Genomic DNA, 19,179 nt, shown 5'->3' with positions numbered 1-19,179 from the left:
TGGCCGAACGTCCTTAAGAGTGCAAAGACTTATGGCAAAGCGTGACTATTACGAAGTATTGGGTGTGGAGCGCGGTTCCAGCGAGGCGGACCTGAAAAAGGCTTACCGTCGCCTGGCGATGAAGCACCACCCGGACCGTAATCCGGATAGCAAAGAATCCGAAGAGATGTTCAAAGAGGCCAACGAGGCCTACGAATGCCTGTCTGATCCCAACAAGCGTGCGGCCTACGACCAGTATGGCCATGCCGGTGTCGACCCAAGCATGGGCGGCGGCGGTGCCGGTTTTGGTGGTCAGAACTTCTCCGATATTTTCGGTGATGTGTTCAGCGACTTCTTTGGTGGCGGCCGTGGCGGCCAGCGTGGCGGTGCCCAGCGTGGCAGCGACTTGCGTTACACCCTGGAGCTGAATCTGGAGGAGGCCGTACGCGGCACCACCGTCAATATCCGTGTGCCGACGCTGGTCAATTGCAAGCCGTGCGACGGTTCGGGTGCCAAGAAAGGCTCCTCGCCTATCACTTGCCCGACCTGCGGCGGTATCGGCCAGGTGCGCATGCAGCAGGGCTTCTTCTCGGTGCAGCAGACCTGCCCGCGTTGCCATGGCCAGGGCAAGATCATTTCTGACCCGTGCGATTCCTGCCACGGCGAAGGCCGTGTCGAAGAGTACAAGACCCTCTCGGTGAAGGTGCCGGCGGGTGTGGACACAGGTGATCGCATTCGTCTGTCGGGCGAAGGTGAGGCGGGTACGCAGGGTGGCCCAACAGGCGACCTGTATGTGGTGATCAATGTGCGCGAGCACTCGATCTTCCAGCGTGATGGCAAGCACCTGTTCTGCGAAGTGCCGATCAGCTTTGTCGACGCTGCATTGGGGGGTGAGCTGGAGATCCCGACGCTTGATGGTCGCGTCAAGCTGAAGATTCCCGAGGGGACGCAGACCGGCAAGCAGTTCCGTATCCGTGGCAAAGGCGTTGCGCCGGTGCGCGGTGGCGGTGCGGGTGACCTGATGTGCCGTGTGGCTGTGGAGACGCCGGTTAATCTGGGTCGTCGTCAGCGTGAATTGCTTGAAGAGTTCCGCAGCTCGTTGGAAGGTGATGACTCCCATTCACCGAAAACCACGGGCTTTTTCGATGGCGTGAAGCGCTTCTTCGGCGACCTGTAAGGAAGTGAATATGCGACGTATAGCCGTAATGGGCGCTGCCGGGCGCATGGGCAAAACGCTGGTTGAGGCGGTGCAGCAGCGCTCGCCGGCTTGCGGGTTGACCGCGGCGATTGTTCGTCCCGGCAGCACGTTGTTGGGGGCGGATGCCGGTGAGCTGGCCTCGCTGGGGCGCATTGGCGTTTCGCTGGCTGGTAATCTGGAGGCGGTGGCTGACGAATTCGACGTGCTCATCGACTTCACTCTGCCAGAGGTCATGCTGAAAAACCTGGCGTTCTGCCGCAAGGCGGGTAAGGCCATGGTGATCGGCACGACCGGGCTGAGTGCCGAGCAGAAGCAGTTGTTGGTGGAGGCGGGCAAGGATATTCCGGTTGTCTTCGCTGCCAACTTCAGTGTCGGTGTGAACCTGTCGCTCAAGCTGCTCGATATGGCCGCTCGTGTGCTGGGTGACGAGGCGGATATCGAGATCATCGAGACGCATCACCGCCACAAGATCGATGCGCCGTCGGGGACCGCGCTGCGCATGGGCGAGGCAATCGCTGATGCGCTGGGGCGTGACCTATCGAAAGTTGCTGTTTACGGGCGTGAAGGCCATACCGGTGCGCGTGCGCGTGACACCATTGGCTTTGCCACCGTTCGCGGCGGTGATGTGGTCGGTGATCACACCGTGCTGTTTGCTACCGAAGGCGAGCGCTTGGAAATCACCCACAAAGCCTCCAGTCGCATGACGTTTGCCAAGGGCGCCGTACGTGCTGCGCTCTGGTTGGAAGGCCGCGAGCCTGGTCTGTATGACATGCGCGATGTGCTGGATCTGCACTAATCAGTAGCTAAAATGGGGCCTCAGGATTATCCTGAGGCCCCGTTTTTAACCGCTAAGCGACGTCCTGTCGCATTCCCCTGCCTTTAAGGCTCATTAGCGGTGGACCAAAAAAGCCTTTTTCTGTAAGCTACAGCTTTAGTGTGTCCACTAAAAGCGCGCAGAATAATTCAGTGAAGAAGCGGGGTGACGTGTCCATACGTCACTCCGCTTTTTTACAACCTGCGATCGCCCTTTCAGGCTTTATTTACGGGAGGTCTTCTTGACTAAGCCAGCCATACTCGCCCTTGCTGATGGCAGCATTTTTCGCGGCGAAGCCATTGGAGCCGACGGTCAAACCGTTGGAGAGGTGGTGTTTAACACTGCCATGACCGGCTATCAGGAAATCCTTACCGATCCTTCCTACGCCCAACAGATCGTTACCCTGACTTATCCGCACATCGGCAACACCGGTACTACACCGGAAGACGTCGAGTCTGATCGTGTCTGGTCGGCCGGTCTGGTGATTCGTGACCTGCCACTGGTTGCGAGCAACTGGCGTAATACGATGTCGCTGTCCGATTACCTGAAAGCCAACAACGTTGTGGCGATCGCCGGTATCGATACGCGCCGCCTGACACGCATCCTGCGTGAAAAAGGCTCGCAGAACGGCTGCATCATGGTCGGTGACAATATTTCCGAAGAGGCGGCGATTGCCGCAGCGCAAGGTTTCCCTGGCCTGAAAGGCATGGACCTGGCGAAAGTTGTCAGCGTGAAAGAGAAGTACGAGTGGCGCTCCACTGTCTGGGACCTGAAGACCGACAGCCACGCGACCATCGAAGCCTCCGAGCTGCCGTACCACGTTGTGGCTTACGACTACGGCGTCAAGTACAACATCCTGCGCATGTTGGTAGCGCGCGGTTGCCGCGTTACTGTGGTGCCGGCGCAAACCCCGGCTAGCGACGTGCTGGCCATGCAGCCGGACGGTGTGTTCCTGTCCAACGGCCCGGGCGACCCTGAGCCATGCGACTACGCCATCAAGGCAATCAAGGAAGTGCTGGAAACCGAGATTCCGGTGTTCGGCATCTGCCTCGGTCACCAGCTGCTGGCCCTGGCCTCCGGTGCCAAAACCCTCAAAATGGGTCATGGCCACCACGGCGCCAACCACCCTGTGCAAGACCTGGACACTGGCGTTGTAATGATCACCAGCCAGAACCACGGCTTTGCGGTGGATGAAGCGACCTTGCCGGGCAATGTCCGTGCAATTCACAAGTCGCTGTTCGACGGCTCCCTGCAAGGCATCGAACGCACCGACAAGAGCGCGTTCAGCTTCCAGGGCCACCCTGAAGCAAGCCCGGGCCCGAACGACGTAGCGCCGCTGTTCGACCGTTTCATCAATGAGATGGCCAAGCGACGCTGACTGAGTGGCTTGCGGGCGGCCCCGAATGCCGGTGGCCCCCGCAAGCTCTTCAAAGATTGTTCAAGACGGCTTGCCGACTGACCTGCGGATTTGAGTGACAAACCCATGCCAAAACGTACAGACATAAAAAGCATCCTGATTCTCGGCGCTGGCCCGATTGTGATCGGCCAGGCCTGTGAATTCGACTACTCCGGCGCCCAGGCCTGTAAAGCCCTGCGCGAAGAGGGCTACCGCGTCATCCTGGTGAACTCCAACCCGGCCACCATCATGACCGACCCGGACATGGCCGACGCCACCTACATCGAGCCGATCAAGTGGCAGACGGTTGCCAAGATCATCGAGAAAGAGCGTCCAGACGCACTGCTGCCAACCATGGGCGGCCAGACTGCACTGAACTGCGCCCTGGACCTGGAGCGCGAAGGCGTGCTGGAAAAATTCGGCGTTGAGATGATCGGCGCGAATGCCGACACCATCGACAAGGCTGAAGACCGTTCGCGTTTCGACAAGGCCATGAAGTCCATCGGCCTTGACTGCCCGCGCTCCGGTATTGCCCACAGCATGGAAGAGGCCAATGCGGTTCTCGAAAAGCTGGGCTTCCCGTGCATCATTCGTCCGTCCTTCACCATGGGCGGCACCGGTGGCGGTATTGCTTACAACCGTGAAGAGTTCGAAGAAATCTGCGCGCGCGGTCTGGACCTGTCGCCGACTAAAGAACTGCTGATCGACGAATCCCTGATCGGCTGGAAAGAGTACGAAATGGAGGTTGTCCGCGATAAGAAGGACAACTGCATCATCGTCTGCTCCATCGAAAACTTCGACCCGATGGGCGTGCACACCGGTGACTCGATCACCGTTGCTCCGGCACAGACCCTGACGGACAAGGAATACCAGATCATGCGTAACGCCTCGTTGGCGGTATTGCGTGAGATCGGCGTTGAAACCGGCGGTTCCAACGTTCAGTTCGGTATCTGCCCGGACACCGGTCGTATGGTCGTGATCGAGATGAACCCGCGTGTGTCGCGTTCTTCGGCACTGGCATCGAAAGCGACCGGCTTCCCGATTGCGCGCATCGCCGCCAAGTTGGCGATCGGTTACACCTTGGACGAGCTGCAAAACGAAATCACGGGCGGCGCTACTCCGGCGTCCTTCGAGCCGTCTATCGACTACGTTGTGACCAAGCTGCCACGGTTTGCCTTCGAGAAATTCGCCAAGGCTGACGCGCGCCTGACCACCCAGATGAAATCCGTGGGTGAAGTCATGGCCATCGGCCGGACTTTCCAGGAATCCCTGCAGAAAGCCCTTCGCGGCCTGGAAGTGGGTGTTTGCGGCCTGGATGAAAAGCTCGACCTGAGCAACCCGGAAAGCATGAGCGTGCTCAAGCGCGAGCTGACCGTGCCGGGCGCCGAGCGCATCTGGTACGTGGCCGATGCTTTCCGCGCCGGCATGACCGTCGAACAGATCTTCGGCATGAACATGATCGACCCGTGGTTCCTGGTGCAGATCGAAGACCTGATCAAGGAAGAAGAGAAGGTCAAGACCCTCGGTCTGTCCTCTATCGACCGCGACCTGATGTTCCGCCTCAAGCGCAAAGGTTTCTCCGACCAGCGTCTGGCCAAGCTGCTGGGTGTGACCGAGAAGAACCTGCGCACCCACCGCCACAAGCTGGAAATCTTCCCGGTCTACAAGCGCGTTGACACCTGCGCGGCCGAGTTCGCCACTGACACCGCGTACCTGTACTCCACTTACGAGGAAGAGTGCGAAGCCGCGCCGTCGGGCCGCGACAAGATCATTATCCTGGGTGGCGGGCCAAACCGTATCGGCCAGGGCATCGAGTTCGACTACTGCTGCGTACACGCCGCCCTCGCCCTGCGCGAAGACGGGTACGAGACCATCATGGTCAACTGCAACCCGGAAACCGTTTCCACTGACTACGACACTTCCGACCGTCTGTACTTCGAGCCGGTAACCCTGGAAGACGTGCTGGAAATCTGCCGCGTCGAGAAGCCAAAGGGCGTGATCGTCCAGTACGGCGGCCAAACCCCGCTGAAACTGGCTCGCGCACTGGAAGCAGCCGGCGTGCCGATCATCGGCACCAGCCCTGACGCTATCGACCGTGCCGAAGACCGTGAGCGCTTCCAGCAAATGGTTGAGCGCCTGAACCTGCGTCAGCCGCCTAACGCTACCGTGCGCAGCGAAGACGAAGCCATTCGTGCAGCCAGCAAGATCGGCTACCCGCTGGTGGTGCGTCCGTCCTACGTATTGGGCGGCCGTGCGATGGAAATCGTTTACGAAGAAGAAGAACTTAAGCGTTACCTGCGTGATGCGGTGAAAGTGTCCAACGACAGCCCGGTGCTGCTGGACCACTTCCTCAACTGCGCGATCGAAATGGACGTGGACGCGGTTTGCGACGGTACCGACGTCGTGATCGGCGCGATCATGCAGCACATCGAACAGGCGGGTGTTCACTCCGGTGACTCCGCATGCTCGCTGCCACCGTATTCGCTGCCGGCGCACATCCAGGACGAGATGCGTGAGCAGGTCAAGAAAATGGCTCTGGAACTGGGCGTTGTCGGCCTGATGAACGTTCAGTTGGCACTGCAAGGCGAAGACATCTACGTCATCGAAGTCAACCCGCGTGCTTCGCGTACCGTGCCATTTGTATCCAAGTGCATCGGTGTGTCCCTGGCCATGATCGCTGCCCGCGTGATGGCGGGTAAGACCCTGAAGGAAATCGGCTTCACCAAGGAAATCATTCCTAACTTCTACAGCGTGAAAGAGGCGGTGTTCCCATTCGCCAAATTCCCTGGTGTGGACCCGATCCTGGGCCCAGAGATGAAGTCCACCGGTGAAGTGATGGGTGTGGGCGACACTTTCGGTGAAGCATTCGCCAAGGCCCAGATGGGTGCAAGTGAAGTGCTGCCGACCGGTGGTACTGCATTCATCAGCGTGCGTGACGACGACAAACCGCTGGTTGCAGGCGTGGCCCGTGATCTGATCAACTTGGGCTTTGAAGTCGTGGCCACCGCCGGGACCGCCAAGCTGATCGAAGCTGCCGGCCTGAAAGTGCGTCGCGTGAACAAGGTGACGGAAGGCCGTCCGCATGTGGTCGACATGATCAAGAATGACGAAGTCACGCTGATCATCAACACCACCGAAGGTCGCCAGTCGATCGCGGATTCCTACTCCATTCGTCGTAATGCCTTGCAGCACAAGATCTACTGCACCACCACCATTGCTGCTGGCGAAGCCATCTGCGAAGCGCTCAAGTTCGGTCCGGAAAAGACCGTGCGTCGCTTGCAGGATCTACACGCAGGATTGAAGGCATGACCAAATACCCAATGACCGTCCAGGGCTTCAAGGCCCTGGAAGAGGAGCACGCCCATCTGACCAAGGTCGTCCGTCCAAAGCTGAGCCAGGACATCGGTACGGCCCGCGAGCTGGGTGACTTGAAGGAAAACGCCGAATACCACGCTGCTCGCGAGCAGCAGGGTATGGTTGAGGCGCGGATCCGTGATATCGAAGGCCGCCTGCAGAATTCGGTGGTGATCGACGTAACGACCATTCCTAAAACCGGCAAGGTGATTTTCGGCACCACCGTGGAAATCGCCAACGTCGAAACGGACGAAAGCGTGGTTTACCAAATCGTCGGTGAGGACGAGGCTGACTTCAAACTCGGCAAGATCTCCGTCGGTTCACCACTGGCCCGCGCCTTGATTGCCAAGGAAGAGGGGGATGTGGTGACCGTTAAGACGCCAGGTGGCGTGACCGAGTACGAGATTGTTGAAGTCCGTCACGTCTGAAAGGCGGCGCCCGCTTCGCGCGGGTGCCATGCTTTGGCAGCTCGCCCAGATGCTTTGGGTGGGCGGCCTATGGTTGTTGCACATCGGTGTGCTGCCGGTGCTGGGCCTGATTGGCCTGGCGCCGCTGCTGATCGATGAGCTCAACGGAATGCTGAGTGCGCTGCTGGTCGGTTTTGCAGCGGCGTGCGTGACGCTCCAGGCATTGGTGCTGGTCAAGGCCGAGGGTTTGGGGAGCTTGTGGCGGGATATTCGCGGCCAACTGCTGTTGATGGCGCTCTATGCGTGCGCAATGTTTTGCGTGGTGCATGTGTGGCTGCCGCAAGCGTTGCGCTGGCAGCTGTTCAGCTATCTTGTGCTAGGGTTCTCCGGCCTGGTGCTGGTTATACAGCCGGCGCCGGGATGGAGTGGCAGGGCGCGCGAAGCACGCCCGTGACCCTTGTTGTCATTTGACAGCTATTATTTGAAGCGGTGTACGTTCGACAGCTGTTTGTTGACGCTGAAGTTCTTGCGATACAGCAGCGCCATCTTGCCGATGACCTGAACCAGATCCGCTTTGCCGACCTTGCACAGTTCTGCAATGGCGGCCAAACGCGCTTCGCGGTCAAGGATGTTGACCTTGATCTTGATCAGTTCGTGATCGCCCAATGCGCGTTCAAGTTCGGCTAACACACCTTCAGTCAAACCGTTGTCTGCCACAATCAGAACTGGTTTCAGATGGTGGCCAATGGATTTGTACTGTTTCTTCTGCTCTTGAGTGAGCGGCATAATCTGACCCCTGCGTCTGATCTTGTAAAAAGCGGCGGCCAGTTTACCCGAGCGAGTCCGGGACCGCCCAGTTAATCACGACCCGTTTTATTTTCGAGGTGGCCCGTGGCCCGTTCCAAAACTAGTCTTAAGTGGCTGCAAGAGCATTTCAACGATCCTTACGTCAAAAAGGCGCAAAAGGACGGCTACCGTTCCCGGGCCAGCTACAAGCTGCTGGAGATTCAGGACAAGGACAAATTGATTCGTCCAGGCATGAGCGTTATTGACCTTGGCGCAGCCCCTGGCGGTTGGTCCCAAGTGACCAGTCGTCTGATTGGTGGGCAAGGTCGACTGATCGCTTCCGATATTCTGGAAATGGACAGCATCCCGGATGTGACCTTTGTTCATGGTGACTTCACCCAGGACGCGGTGCTCGCACAGATCCTTGAAGCTGTGGGAAATTCGCAGGTAGACCTTGTGATTTCCGACATGGCCCCCAATATGAGTGGATTACCGGCTGTTGATATGCCGCGCGCGATGTTCCTTTGTGAGCTGGCGCTGGATTTGGCAGGTCGGGTTTTGCGTCCTGGCGGTGATTTTCTGGTGAAAGTCTTCCAGGGTGAAGGTTTTGACGAGTACCACAAGAACATCCGCAAGCTGTTCGACAAGGTGCAAACGCGCAAACCTGACTCTTCCCGAGACAGGTCTCGCGAGCAATACCTGCTGTGCCGCGGCTTCCGCGGTGTTGAAGGTGCAGCGAGTGAAGAGCGTTTTTGAGAAATTCGAGGAAGGCGATAGGTTTTTTTATATCGCTTTCGTCATGAAGCTTTACGAATATTGTGTAGTCAAAGTTTCACAAAGGGTTACAGACGGCGCCTGCCAGAGTTGTAGGTAATGTAGTAAGTTAGGCCGGTGAATATCATGCGAAGCGCGCGCCAGTAGCGGAGCTTGCTTCAGAGGGTAGTTAATTGAACGATATGGCAAAGAATCTGATCCTGTGGTTGATCATCGCGGCTGTCCTGGTGACGGTGATGAACAACTTCTCCAGCCCTAACGAGCCGCAGACCCTCAACTATTCCGACTTCATCCAGCAAGTTAAGGATGGCAAGGTCGAGCGCGTAGCGGTTGATGGCTACGTGATTACCGGCAAACGCAACGATGGCGACAGCTTCAAGACCATTCGTCCGGCAATTCAGGACAACGGTCTGATCGGCGACCTGGTGGATAACCATGTGGTTGTTGAAGGCAAGCAGCCTGAGCAGCAGAGCATCTGGACCCAGCTCCTGGTGGCCAGCTTCCCGATCCTGGTGATTATCGCCGTGTTCATGTTCTTCATGCGCCAGATGCAAGGTGGCGCGGGAGGCAAGGGCGGGCCGATGAGCTTCGGCAAGAGCAAGGCACGCCTGCTCTCCGAGGATCAGGTGAAGACCACCCTGGCTGACGTCGCAGGTTGTGATGAAGCCAAGGAAGAAGTCGGTGAGCTGGTTGAATTCCTGCGCGATCCGGGCAAGTTCCAGCGCCTGGGCGGCCGTATTCCTCGCGGCGTGCTGATGGTCGGCCCTCCGGGCACCGGTAAAACCTTGCTGGCCAAGGCGATTGCCGGCGAAGCCAAGGTGCCGTTCTTCACGATTTCCGGTTCTGACTTCGTCGAGATGTTTGTCGGTGTTGGTGCCAGCCGTGTTCGCGATATGTTCGAGCAGGCCAAGAAGCACGCCCCGTGCATCATTTTCATCGACGAAATCGACGCTGTTGGTCGCCATCGTGGTGCTGGCATGGGCGGTGGTCACGATGAGCGTGAGCAGACCCTCAACCAGTTGCTGGTGGAGATGGACGGCTTCGAAATGAATGACGGCATTATCGTCATCGCCGCCACCAACCGTCCGGACGTACTGGACCCTGCGCTGCTGCGTCCAGGCCGTTTCGACCGCCAGGTTGTGGTGGGTCTGCCGGACATCCGTGGTCGCGAACAGATTTTGAAAGTACATATGCGCAAAGTGCCGATGGGTGACGATGTGGCTCCGGCCGTGATTGCCCGTGGTACGCCAGGCTTCTCCGGTGCTGACCTGGCCAACCTGGTGAACGAGGCTTCGCTGTTCGCTGCCCGTACCGGCAAGCGCATCGTTGAAATGAAAGAGTTCGAACTGGCAAAAGACAAGATCATGATGGGCGCCGAGCGCAAATCCATGGTCATGTCCGAGAAAGAGAAGCAGAACACCGCTTATCACGAAGCCGGTCACGCCATTGTTGGTCGTGTGGTGCCTGAGCATGACCCGGTTTACAAGGTGTCGATCATTCCTCGTGGTCGGGCGCTGGGTGTCACCATGTTCCTGCCTGAAGAGGATCGTTACAGCCTCTCCAAGCGTGCGCTGATCAGTCAGATCTGCTCACTGTATGGTGGTCGTATTGCTGAAGAGATGACGCTTGGCTTTGATGGCGTCACCACCGGCGCCTCCAACGACATTATGCGTGCCAGTCAGATTGCGCGGAACATGGTGACCAAGTGGGGCTTGTCTGAAAAGCTTGGTCCCTTGATGTATGCCGAAGAAGAAGGCGAAGTGTTCCTGGGTCGTGGCGGTGGCGGTCAAGCTGCCAGCTTCTCGGGTGAAACGGCCAAGCTGATCGACTCCGAAGTGCGTAGCATCATTGACCAGTGCTACGGCACGGCCAAACAGATCCTGACCGACAACCGCGACAAGCTGGATGCCATGGCTGATGCGTTGATGAAGTACGAGACCATTGATGCCGACCAGATCGACGACATCATGGCGGGTCGTACACCTCGTGAGCCTCGTGATTGGGAAGGTGGTTCGGGCACTTCTGGTACTCCGCCAGTGGTTCAGAACGAGCGCCCTGAAGCCCCGATCGGCGGTCCGGCAGCTGACCACTAAGGTTTGAAATGACTTCTGCGTTGTCCTTAACCCGGTTGCCTTGCGGCAACCGGGTTCTTGATTTGGCCCATACACATGTCATGGGCATTCTTAATGTAACCCCCGATTCCTTTTCCGACGGTGGCCGCTTCAGTCAACTCGATGCCGCATTGCGTCATGCCGAGGCGATGGTGGCGGCTGGCGCGACCTTGATTGATGTGGGGGGTGAGTCGACTCGCCCGGGTGCTCGCGTTGTTTCTCCCCTTGAGGAGTTGGAGCGAGTGGCGCCGGTCGTCGAGCGCATTGCTCGCGAGCTGGATGTGATCATTTCGGTGGATACATCCACTCCGGCCGTGATGCGCGAGACAGCGCGCCTGGGGGCGGGGCTCATCAACGATGTGCGCTCCCTGCAGCGGGACGGTGCCCTGGATGCAGCAGCGGCAACCGGTCTGCCGGTGTGCCTGATGCATATGCTGGGCGAGCCCGGCAATATGCAAGACAGTCCGCACTATGACGATCTCGTGGGTGAAGTGAGGGGGTTTCTTGCTGAAAGGATCGCTCAGTGCACCAAGGTGGGAATCGCTGCCGAGAAGATCATCCTTGATCCCGGGTTTGGCTTTGCCAAGACCCTTCAGCACAATTTAAGCCTGTTCAAGCATATGGAAGCCTTGCATGCGCTTGGTCGGCCCCTGTTGGTCGGTGTTTCGCGCAAGAGCATGATAGGGCTTGCATTGAATCGTCCGGTGGGTGAGCGGTTGTACGGTGGCCTTGCTCTGGCAGCGCTTGCGGTTACCAAGGGCGCGCGTATCTTGCGTGTGCATGACGTCGCCGAGACTGTCGACGTAGTGCGTATGCTTGCCGCGGTAGAATCAGCCGAATAAGAACGATGGAGCACTTATGACTAAAAAATATTTTGGCACCGACGGAATCCGTGGTCGGGTCGGCGAATTTCCGATTACTCCTGATTTCATGCTCAAGCTGGGCTGGGCGGCAGGCATGGCGTTCCGCAGCATGGGCGCTTGCCGCATTCTGGTGGGCAAGGACACCCGTATTTCCGGTTACATGTTTGAGTCCGCGCTGGAGGCCGGCTTGTCCGCCGCAGGTGCTGACGTAATGCTGCTGGGGCCAATGCCGACACCGGCGATCGCTTACCTGACGCGTACCTTCCACGCTGAAGCCGGTATCGTGATCAGTGCCTCGCACAACCCTCATGATGACAATGGCATCAAGTTTTTCTCGGGGCAGGGCACCAAGTTGCCGGATGCAATCGAGCTGATGATCGAAGAGCTGCTGGATGCACCGATGACGGTGGTTGAGTCCAGCAAGCTGGGCAAGGTCTCGCGCATCAACGATGCGTCTGGCCGCTACATCGAGTTTTGCAAGAGCAGCGTGCCGACCAGTACCAATTTTGCCGGGCTGAAGCTTGTTGTCGATTGCGCCCATGGTGCGACCTACAAAGTGGCTCCGAGTGTATTCAAGGAGCTGGGCGCCGATGTGACGGTGCTGTCGGCTCAGCCGAATGGTTTGAATATCAACGAAAACTGCGGCTCCACCCATATGGAGCAGTTGCAGGCGGCTGTCCTGGCTGAGCATGCTGATCTTGGTATTGCGTTCGACGGAGATGGCGATCGTGTGCTGATGGTGGATCACACTGGGGCTATCGTGGATGGCGATGATTTGTTGTTCATCATTGCTCGCGACCTGCATGAGCGTGACAAGTTACAGGGCGGCGTCGTTGGCACCCTGATGAGCAACCTGGGGCTGGAACTGGCCTTGGCAGACCTTGGAATTCCCTTCGTGCGCGCCAATGTCGGTGACCGCTATGTGATCGCCGAGCTGCTGGAGCGTAACTGGCAGGTGGGCGGTGAGAACTCGGGGCATGTGGTTTGCTTCCAGCACACGACGACTGGCGATGCGATTATTGCCGCGTTGCAGGTGCTGCTGTCCTTGCGTCGTCGTGAGGAGAGCCTTGCTCAGGCGCGCCAGGCGCTTCGTAAGTGCCCGCAGGTTTTGCTCAATGTGCGTTTTGCCGGTGGCGAAAACCCGATCGAGCACCCTGCGGTCAAAGACGCCTGCGAGCGCGTGACCCTGGCAATGGCGGGGCGTGGGCGGGTGTTACTGCGCAAGTCCGGCACGGAGCCTCTGGTGCGCGTCATGGTCGAAGGTGAAGATGAAACACAGGTTCGCGGCCATGCCGAAGACCTGGCAAAACTGGTAACTGAAATTTGCGCCTGAATTCGGCTTGCCAGTGTTGATGTGGTTGGGTAACATCTGCGCCCACTTTGACCGACGGGGTACAGCATGCGTCGCACTATGGTAGCTGGTAACTGGAAGATGCACGGTACCCGCGCCAGTGTCGCTGAGCTGATCAATGGCCTTCGTCACTTGGCCTTGCCTAGCGGTGTTGATGTTGCGGTTTTCCCGCCTTGCTTGCATATCAACCAAGTGGTTGATGGCTTGAAAGGTAAGTCGATTCAGGTCGGCGCGCAGAATTCTGCGGTGGAGCCCATGCAAGGTGCTTTGACCGGTGAAATTTCGCCGGGTCAGTTGGTAGATGCGGGTTGTTCCTATGTGCTTGTCGGGCACTCCGAGCGCCGTCAGATGATGGGCGAGCGTGATGGGACACTTAATCGCAAGTTCGCAGCGGCACAGGCTTGTGGCTTGATTCCGGTGTTGTGCATAGGGGAGACCCTTGAGCAGCGTGAATCGGGTAAAACTCTTGAAGTTGTCTCGCGTCAACTGGGCAGCATCATCGAGGAGCTGGGTGTTGGTGCGTTTGCAAAGGCAGTAATTGCTTACGAGCCGGTCTGGGCCATTGGCACCGGACTGACTGCTACACCGCAACAGGCGCAGGATGTGCACGCAGCCATTCGCGCACAGTTGGCGGCAGAGAATTCTGAGGTCGCACAAGGTGTGCGGCTTCTATACGGCGGCAGCGTGAAGGCGGCCAATGCGGTCGAACTGTTCGGCATGCCGGATATCGATGGGGGGCTCATTGGTGGAGCTTCCCTGAATGCAGATGAGTTCGGTGCGATTTGTCGCGCCGCGGGAAACTGAAAAAATGCTGGAAACAGTCGTAGTCGTTTTTCATCTGTTGGCTGCCCTGGGCGTAGTTGCCCTGGTTTTGTTGCAACAGGGTAAAGGTGCGGATGCTGGTGCGTCTTTCGGTGCAGGTGCTTCAAATACTGTGTTCGGAAGCCAAGGTTCCTCTACCTTTCTTAGTAAGTTTACTGCTATACTTGCCGCCGGTTTCTTCATAACCAGCTTGGGGTTAGGTTACTTTGCTAAAGAGAAAGCTCATGTGCTGACTCAAATAGGTCTCCCAAACCCAGCAGTGTTGGAAGTACCAAAAGCAAAACCGGCTTCTGATGATGTCCCGGTGCTTCAAGAGCAAAAGTCGGCTACTCCAGCGACTGACGTGCCTCCAGCTCAAGAGCAGAAGTAAGAAGGGTTGTAAACGCTGTATTGCCGAGGTGGTGGAATTGGTAGACACGCAACCTTGAGGTGGTTGTGCCCATAGGGTGTAGGGGTTCGAGTCCCCTTCTCGGTACCAATTATCAGGAGAGCCCGCTGTTGCGGGCTTTCTTGTAGGTGGAAGGTTACATTGACCCTGTAAGGGATCGGTCGTATACTTCCGCCCCAGCTTTGTCGCGGGGTGGAGCAGTCTGGTAGCTCGTCGGGCTCATAACCCGAAGGTCGTCGGTTCAAATCCGGCCCCCGCAACCAGTTTTAGCGGAGCCCCTTTTAAGGGGCTTTTTGTTAGCTGGACACTTTCAACGCCGCTATTCGACGGCGTTTCAAGGATGGGCGTTTCGCCCATTTTTTTATTTTGCACAGCATGCACATACATGCACGAGGGGGTTCAGGTGTCGAGCAAGCTAGAAGAGTTGCAGGCCTTGTTGGCCCCGGTGGTCGTGGCCCTAGGCTATGAATGCTGGGGTATTGAGTTTTCGGCTCAAGGTCGCCACTCAATGTTGCGCGTTTATATCGATAAAGAGGGCGGTGTGCTGGTGGACGATTGTGCCATTGTCAGCCGTCAGATCAGCGGTGTCCTGGATGTTGAAGATCCAATCTCCGTTGAATATACCCTCGAAGTTTCCTCGCCAGGCATGGAACGCCCACTGTTCACTATTGATCAGTTTGCAAAATTTGCCGGTGAACAAGTGAAGATCAAGCTGCGCTCCCCGTTCGAAGGGCGACGCAACTTTCAGGGCCTTCTGCGCGGTGTAGAAGAACAGGATGTCGTGGTGCAGGTAGAAGACCATGAATTCCTGTTGCCGATCGATATGATCGACAAGGCCAACATTATTCCCAGTTTTGACTGAGACGCGGATCCCGCGGATCCAATGGCTTGCGAAAGGCGAGGCGTACGATGAGCAAAGAAGTACTGCTGGTTGTTGAGTCGGTATCCAATGAAAAGGGCGTACCGGCAAACGTGATTTTTGAAGCGCTGGAGCTGGCCCTGGCCACTGCTACCAAAAAGCGTTTTGAAGACGAAGTGGATCTGCGTGTGGAAATCAACCGCCACACCGGTGCCTATGAGACTTTCCGTCGCTGGACGGTCGTCGAAGAAGCCGATCTTGATGATCCGGCCATCGAAACCTGGCCGAGCAAGGTTGCCGAAACGCACCCTGGCGCTCAGGTAGGTGATGTCGTCGAAGAAAAGATCGAATCGATCGAGTTCGGCCGTATTGCTGCACAGACCGCCAAGCAGGTCATCGTGCAGAAGGTTCGCGAAGCCGAGCGCGCTCAAGTCGTTGACGCTTATCGCGAGCGCCTGGGTGAAATCATCTCCGGCACCGTGAAAAAAGTCACCCGCGACAACGTGATCGTCGACCTGGGTAACAACGCAGAAGCGTTGCTGGCCCGCGAAGACATCATCTCTCGCGAAACCTTCCGGGTTGGCGTACGTCTGCGTGCGCTGCTCAAGGAAATCCGCACCGAGAACCGCGGCCCTCAGTTGATCCTGTCGCGTACCGCGCCGGAAATGCTGATCGAGCTGTTCCGTATTGAAGTGCCGGAAATCGCCGAAGGCCTGATCGAAGTCATGGCTGCGTCCCGCGACCCGGGTTCGCGCGCCAAGATCGCGGTCCGCTCCAAGGACAAACGCATTGACCCGCAAGGTGCTTGCATTGGTATGCGCGGTTCGCGCGTCCAGGCAGTGTCGGGCGAGTTGGGCGGTGAGCGTGTGGACATCGTCCTGTGGGACGATAACCCGGCGCAGTTCGTGATCAACGCCATGTCGCCAGCTGAAGTGGCGGCAATTATCGTTGACGAAGATGCCCATGCAATGGACATCGCCGTTGGCGCAGACAATCTGGCTCAGGCCATTGGTCGTGGTGGTCAGAACGTGCGTCTGGCCAGCCAACTGACCGGTTGGACCCTGAACGTGATGACCGAATCGGACATCCAGGCTAAGCAGCAAGCTGAAACCGGTGACATCCTGCGCAACTTCATCGACGAGCTGGAAGTCGACGAAGACCTGGCGCAGGTGCTGGTAGATGAAGGCTTCACCAGCCTGGAAGAGATTGCCTACGTACCGTTGGAAGAAATGCTCAACATCGACGGCTTTGACGAAGACACCGTCAACGAGCTTCGCGCTCGGGCCAAGGATCGTTTGTTGACTAAAGCCATCGCTACTGAGGAAAAGCTGGCAGACGCCCATCCGGCCGAAGACCTGCTCTCGCTTGAGGGTATGGACAAGGATTTGGCGATGGAACTGGCGGTGCGCGGCGTAATTACCCGCGAAGACCTGGCCGAGCAGTCTATTGACGATCTGCTCGACATCGACGGCATTGACGATGATCGTGCCGGCAAGTTGATCATGGCCGCCCGAGCCCATTGGTTCGAGTAACTAGGCGCGGCCTGAGGAGAGAAGTGCATGACGCAAGTCACGGTGAAACAACTGGCCGATGAGGTCAAAACACCGGTAGAGCGCCTGTTGCAGCAGATGCGTGAGGCAGGTCTGCCGCACACCGCCGCCGATGAAGGTGTGAGCGACAGTGAGAAGCAGTCTTTGCTGACTCACTTGAAGAGCAGCCACAAGGCGAAAGTGGAAGAACCGCGCAAGATTACATTGCAGCGCAAAACCACCAGCACCCTGCGTGTTGCTGGTAGCAAGAGCATCAGCGTTGAAGTACGCAAGAAGAAAGTCTTCGTACAGCGCAGCCCGGAAGAAATTGAAGCCGAGCGCAAACGCGAACTGGAAGAACGTCGCGCAGTAGAAAATGCTGCTCGTCAGAAGGCTGAAGAAGAAGCCAAGCGTCGCGCCGAAGAAGAAGCGCGTCGCCAGCCTGCTGCTGCGCAACCTGCTGCCACTGAGGCGGTCGCCGCGCCTGTTGAAGCTGTGCGTGAGGCCGCTCCGGTTGCCGCTGCACCTGCTCCTGCAGCTGACGCTCGCAAGCGTGACGAACCTCGTCGTCCGGACAAACCACGTGCCGACGATAATAATCGTCGCGGTGGTGGTGGCGATGGCGAGCGTAAAAACGCTCCGCATCGTGCCTCGGTCAAAGAGAAAGCGCCTGCTCCACGCGTTGCCCCTCGTACTACCGACGAAGAAAGCGATGGCTTCCGTCGTGGTGGTCGCGGCAAGGCCAAGCTGAAAAAGCGTAACGCCCACGGTTTCCAGAGCCCAACCGGCCCTGTCGTGCGTGATGTGCAGATCGGCGAGACCATCACTGTTGGCGATCTCGCCAATCAGATGTCGGTCAAGGCTGCTGAAATCATCAAGTTCATGTTCAAACTGGGTACTCCAGCGACCATCAACCAGGTGCTTGATCAGGAAACTGCTCAACTGGTAGCCGAAGAACTGGGCCACAAAGTGACCCTGGTCAGCGATACCGCTCTGGAAGACTCCCTGGCCGAGTCCTTGAAGTTTGAAGGTGAGACGTTCTCCCGTGCGCCAGTCGTGACCGTAATGGGCCACGTTGACCATGGTAAGACGTCGCTGCTCGATTACATTCGTCGTGCCAAGGTAGCTGCTGGCGAAGCCGGCGGTATCACCCAGCACATCGGCGCGTACCACGTTGAAACCGAACGCGGCATGGTTACTTTCCTCGACACCCCAGGTCACGCCGCGTTTACCGCAATGCGTGCCCGTGGTGCCAAGGCGACTGACATCGTGATCCTGGTTGTTGCAGCGGACGACGGCGTGATGCCGCAGACCATTGAAGCTGTCCAGCACGCCAAGGCTGCTGGTGTTCCACTGGTTGTTGCAGTGAACAAAATCGACAAGCCGGGCGCCGATCTTGATCGCATCCGTAGCGAACTGTCGGTTCACGGCGTGACGTCCGAAGAGTGGGGCGGTGATACGCCGTTTGTCTCGGTCTCGGCGAAAGTCGGTACCGGTGTAGACGAACTGCTCGAAGCAGTCCTGCTGCAAGCTGAAGTACTCGAACTGAAAGCAACTCCATCGGCCCCGGGTCGTGGCGTTGTGGTTGAATCGCGTCTCGACAAAGGTCGTGGCCCGGTTGCAACCGTACTGGTTCAAGACGGTAATCTGCGCCAAGGCGACATGGTGCTGGTCGGTTCGAACTATGGCCGTGTACGTGCCATGCTCGACGAGAACGGCAAGCCAATCAAAGAAGCCGGTCCTTCCATCCCTGTCGAGATCCTCGGCCTGGACGGTACTCCGGACGCTGGCGACGAGATGAGCGTAGTTGCTGACGAGAAGAAAGCCCGTGAAGTGGCTCTGTTCCGTCAAGGCAAGTTCCGCGAAGTCAAACTGGCTCGTGCTCACGCCGGCAAGCTGGAAAACATCTTTGAGAACATGGGTCAGGCAGAGAAGAAGACGCTCAACATCGTCCTCAAATCTGACGTTCGTGGTTCTCTCGAAGCGTTGAACGGCGCCTTGAACGGCCTGGGTAACGACGAAGTGCAAGTGCGTGTTGTCGGTGGCGGTGTCGGTGGTATCACCGAGTCCGACGCCAACCTGGCACTGGCTTCCAACGCTGTACTGTTCGGTTTCAACGTGCGTGCCGATGCTGGCGCTCGCAAGATCGTCGAGCAGGAAGGCCTGGACATGCGTTACTACAACGTCATCTACGACATCATCGAAGACGTCAAGAAAGCCCTTACCGGCATGCTTGGCAGTGACGTCCGGGAGAACATCCTGGGTGTTGCCGAGGTCCGTGACGTGTTCCGTTCGCCGAAATTCGGCGCGATTGCCGGCTGTATGGTTATCGAAGGCACTGTGCACCGTAACCGTCCAATCCGTGTACTGCGTGAAGACATCGTTATCTTCGAAGGCGAGCTGGAATCCCTGCGCCGCTTCAAGGATGACGCTTCTGAAGTACGTGCCGGCATGGAATGCGGTATCGGCGTCAAGAGCTACAACGACGTCAAGGCTGGCGACAAGATCGAAGTCTACGAGAAGGTTCAGGTTGCTCGCAGCCTCTAAC

16 protein-coding genes and 2 tRNA genes are annotated in these 19,179 nt (G+C 57.8%); 17 read left to right on the top strand and 1 reads right to left on the bottom strand.

The annotated features are described in order from the left end of the window. Nucleotides 1-31 precede the first annotated feature (31 nt). The 6 genes from dnaJ to CPH89_RS05710 all read left to right on the top strand — a co-directional run bounded on the left by dnaJ (nt 32) and on the right by CPH89_RS05710 (nt 7,602). Complete coding sequence (dnaJ, locus tag CPH89_RS05735; RefSeq protein ID WP_053258081.1) at nt 32-1,156, top strand: molecular chaperone DnaJ; 1,125 nt, start codon at nt 32-34, stop codon at nt 1,154-1,156. Between the two features lie 10 nt (nt 1,157-1,166). Next, nucleotides 1,167-1,973 (top strand): 4-hydroxy-tetrahydrodipicolinate reductase, encoded by an 807-nt coding sequence (gene dapB, locus CPH89_RS05730; RefSeq protein WP_053258080.1) that lies wholly within the window; start codon nt 1,167-1,169, stop codon nt 1,971-1,973. Between the two features lie 259 nt (nt 1,974-2,232). After that, entirely contained in the window at nt 2,233-3,369 is a 1,137-nt protein-coding gene (carA, locus tag CPH89_RS05725; RefSeq protein WP_053258079.1) for a glutamine-hydrolyzing carbamoyl-phosphate synthase small subunit, read from the top strand. Nucleotides 3,370-3,474: 105 nt separating this feature from the next. Continuing rightward, nucleotides 3,475-6,696: a carbamoyl-phosphate synthase large subunit gene (carB, locus tag CPH89_RS05720; protein ID WP_017139259.1), complete on the top strand. Its 3,222-nt coding sequence runs from the start codon at nt 3,475-3,477 to the stop codon at nt 6,694-6,696. Continuing rightward, complete coding sequence (gene greA / locus CPH89_RS05715; RefSeq protein WP_053258078.1) at nt 6,693-7,169, top strand: transcription elongation factor GreA; 477 nt, start codon at nt 6,693-6,695, stop codon at nt 7,167-7,169. Before carB ends, greA begins: the two co-directional genes overlap by 4 nt. A 28-nt stretch (nt 7,170-7,197) precedes the next feature. Continuing rightward, nucleotides 7,198-7,602 (top strand): hypothetical protein, encoded by a 405-nt coding sequence (locus CPH89_RS05710; protein ID WP_053258077.1) that lies wholly within the window; start codon nt 7,198-7,200, stop codon nt 7,600-7,602. Between the two features lie 23 nt (nt 7,603-7,625). Here CPH89_RS05710 and CPH89_RS05705 read toward each other — a convergent pair whose 3' ends face one another. Then, the gene (locus CPH89_RS05705) at nt 7,626-7,934 is read right to left on the bottom strand and encodes a YhbY family RNA-binding protein (protein ID WP_017139256.1); all 309 of its coding nucleotides are present in this window, start codon (nt 7,932-7,934) and stop codon (nt 7,626-7,628) included. 105 nt (nt 7,935-8,039) lie between these two features. Here CPH89_RS05705 and rlmE point away from each other — a divergent pair, with 105 nt between their 5' ends. The 11 genes from rlmE (at nt 8,040) to infB (ending at nt 19,178) form a co-directional block, all read left to right on the top strand. Next, the gene (gene rlmE, locus CPH89_RS05700) at nt 8,040-8,690 is read left to right on the top strand and encodes a 23S rRNA (uridine(2552)-2'-O)-methyltransferase RlmE (RefSeq protein ID WP_032862906.1); all 651 of its coding nucleotides are present in this window, start codon (nt 8,040-8,042) and stop codon (nt 8,688-8,690) included. A gap of 200 nt (nt 8,691-8,890) precedes the next feature. Next, nucleotides 8,891-10,801 (top strand): ATP-dependent zinc metalloprotease FtsH, encoded by a 1,911-nt coding sequence (gene ftsH / locus CPH89_RS05695; RefSeq protein ID WP_017478564.1) that lies wholly within the window; start codon nt 8,891-8,893, stop codon nt 10,799-10,801. Nucleotides 10,802-10,809: 8 nt separating this feature from the next. Further along, nucleotides 10,810-11,661 carry a dihydropteroate synthase gene (folP, locus tag CPH89_RS05690; protein WP_053258076.1) on the top strand — a complete coding sequence of 284 codons (852 nt, stop codon included), beginning with the start codon at nt 10,810-10,812 and terminating at the stop codon, nt 11,659-11,661. 16 nt (nt 11,662-11,677) lie between these two features. Beyond that, a complete protein-coding gene (gene glmM / locus CPH89_RS05685; RefSeq protein WP_053258075.1) occupies nt 11,678-13,015 on the top strand; it encodes a phosphoglucosamine mutase in 1,338 nt (445 codons plus the stop codon). Between the two features lie 66 nt (nt 13,016-13,081). Then, nucleotides 13,082-13,837: a triose-phosphate isomerase gene (tpiA, locus tag CPH89_RS05680; RefSeq protein WP_053258074.1), complete on the top strand. Its 756-nt coding sequence runs from the start codon at nt 13,082-13,084 to the stop codon at nt 13,835-13,837. Between the two features lie 4 nt (nt 13,838-13,841). Further along, entirely contained in the window at nt 13,842-14,225 is a 384-nt protein-coding gene (gene secG / locus CPH89_RS05675; RefSeq protein WP_053258073.1) for a preprotein translocase subunit SecG, read from the top strand. Nucleotides 14,226-14,247: 22 nt separating this feature from the next. Beyond that, nucleotides 14,248-14,333, top strand: a tRNA-Leu gene (locus CPH89_RS05670). 96 nt (nt 14,334-14,429) lie between these two features. After that, nucleotides 14,430-14,506 (top strand) — tRNA-Met (locus CPH89_RS05665). Between the two features lie 140 nt (nt 14,507-14,646). After that, the gene (rimP, locus tag CPH89_RS05660) at nt 14,647-15,105 is read left to right on the top strand and encodes a ribosome maturation factor RimP (protein WP_003235029.1); all 459 of its coding nucleotides are present in this window, start codon (nt 14,647-14,649) and stop codon (nt 15,103-15,105) included. A gap of 47 nt (nt 15,106-15,152) precedes the next feature. Beyond that, on the top strand, nt 15,153-16,634 hold the full coding sequence (gene nusA, locus CPH89_RS05655) for a transcription termination factor NusA (protein ID WP_003212187.1): 1,482 nt from the start codon (nt 15,153-15,155) through the stop codon (nt 16,632-16,634). A 27-nt stretch (nt 16,635-16,661) separates the two neighbouring features. Continuing rightward, on the top strand, nt 16,662-19,178 hold the full coding sequence (infB, locus tag CPH89_RS05650) for a translation initiation factor IF-2 (protein ID WP_053258072.1): 2,517 nt from the start codon (nt 16,662-16,664) through the stop codon (nt 19,176-19,178). Nucleotide 19,179: the final 1 nt, after the last annotated feature.

This window comes from Pseudomonas fluorescens (assembly GCF_900215245.1).
GTDB classification, from domain to species: Bacteria; Pseudomonadota; Gammaproteobacteria; order Pseudomonadales; family Pseudomonadaceae; genus Aquipseudomonas; species Aquipseudomonas fluorescens.
This window is presented reverse-complemented; position numbering and strand designations above follow the sequence as displayed.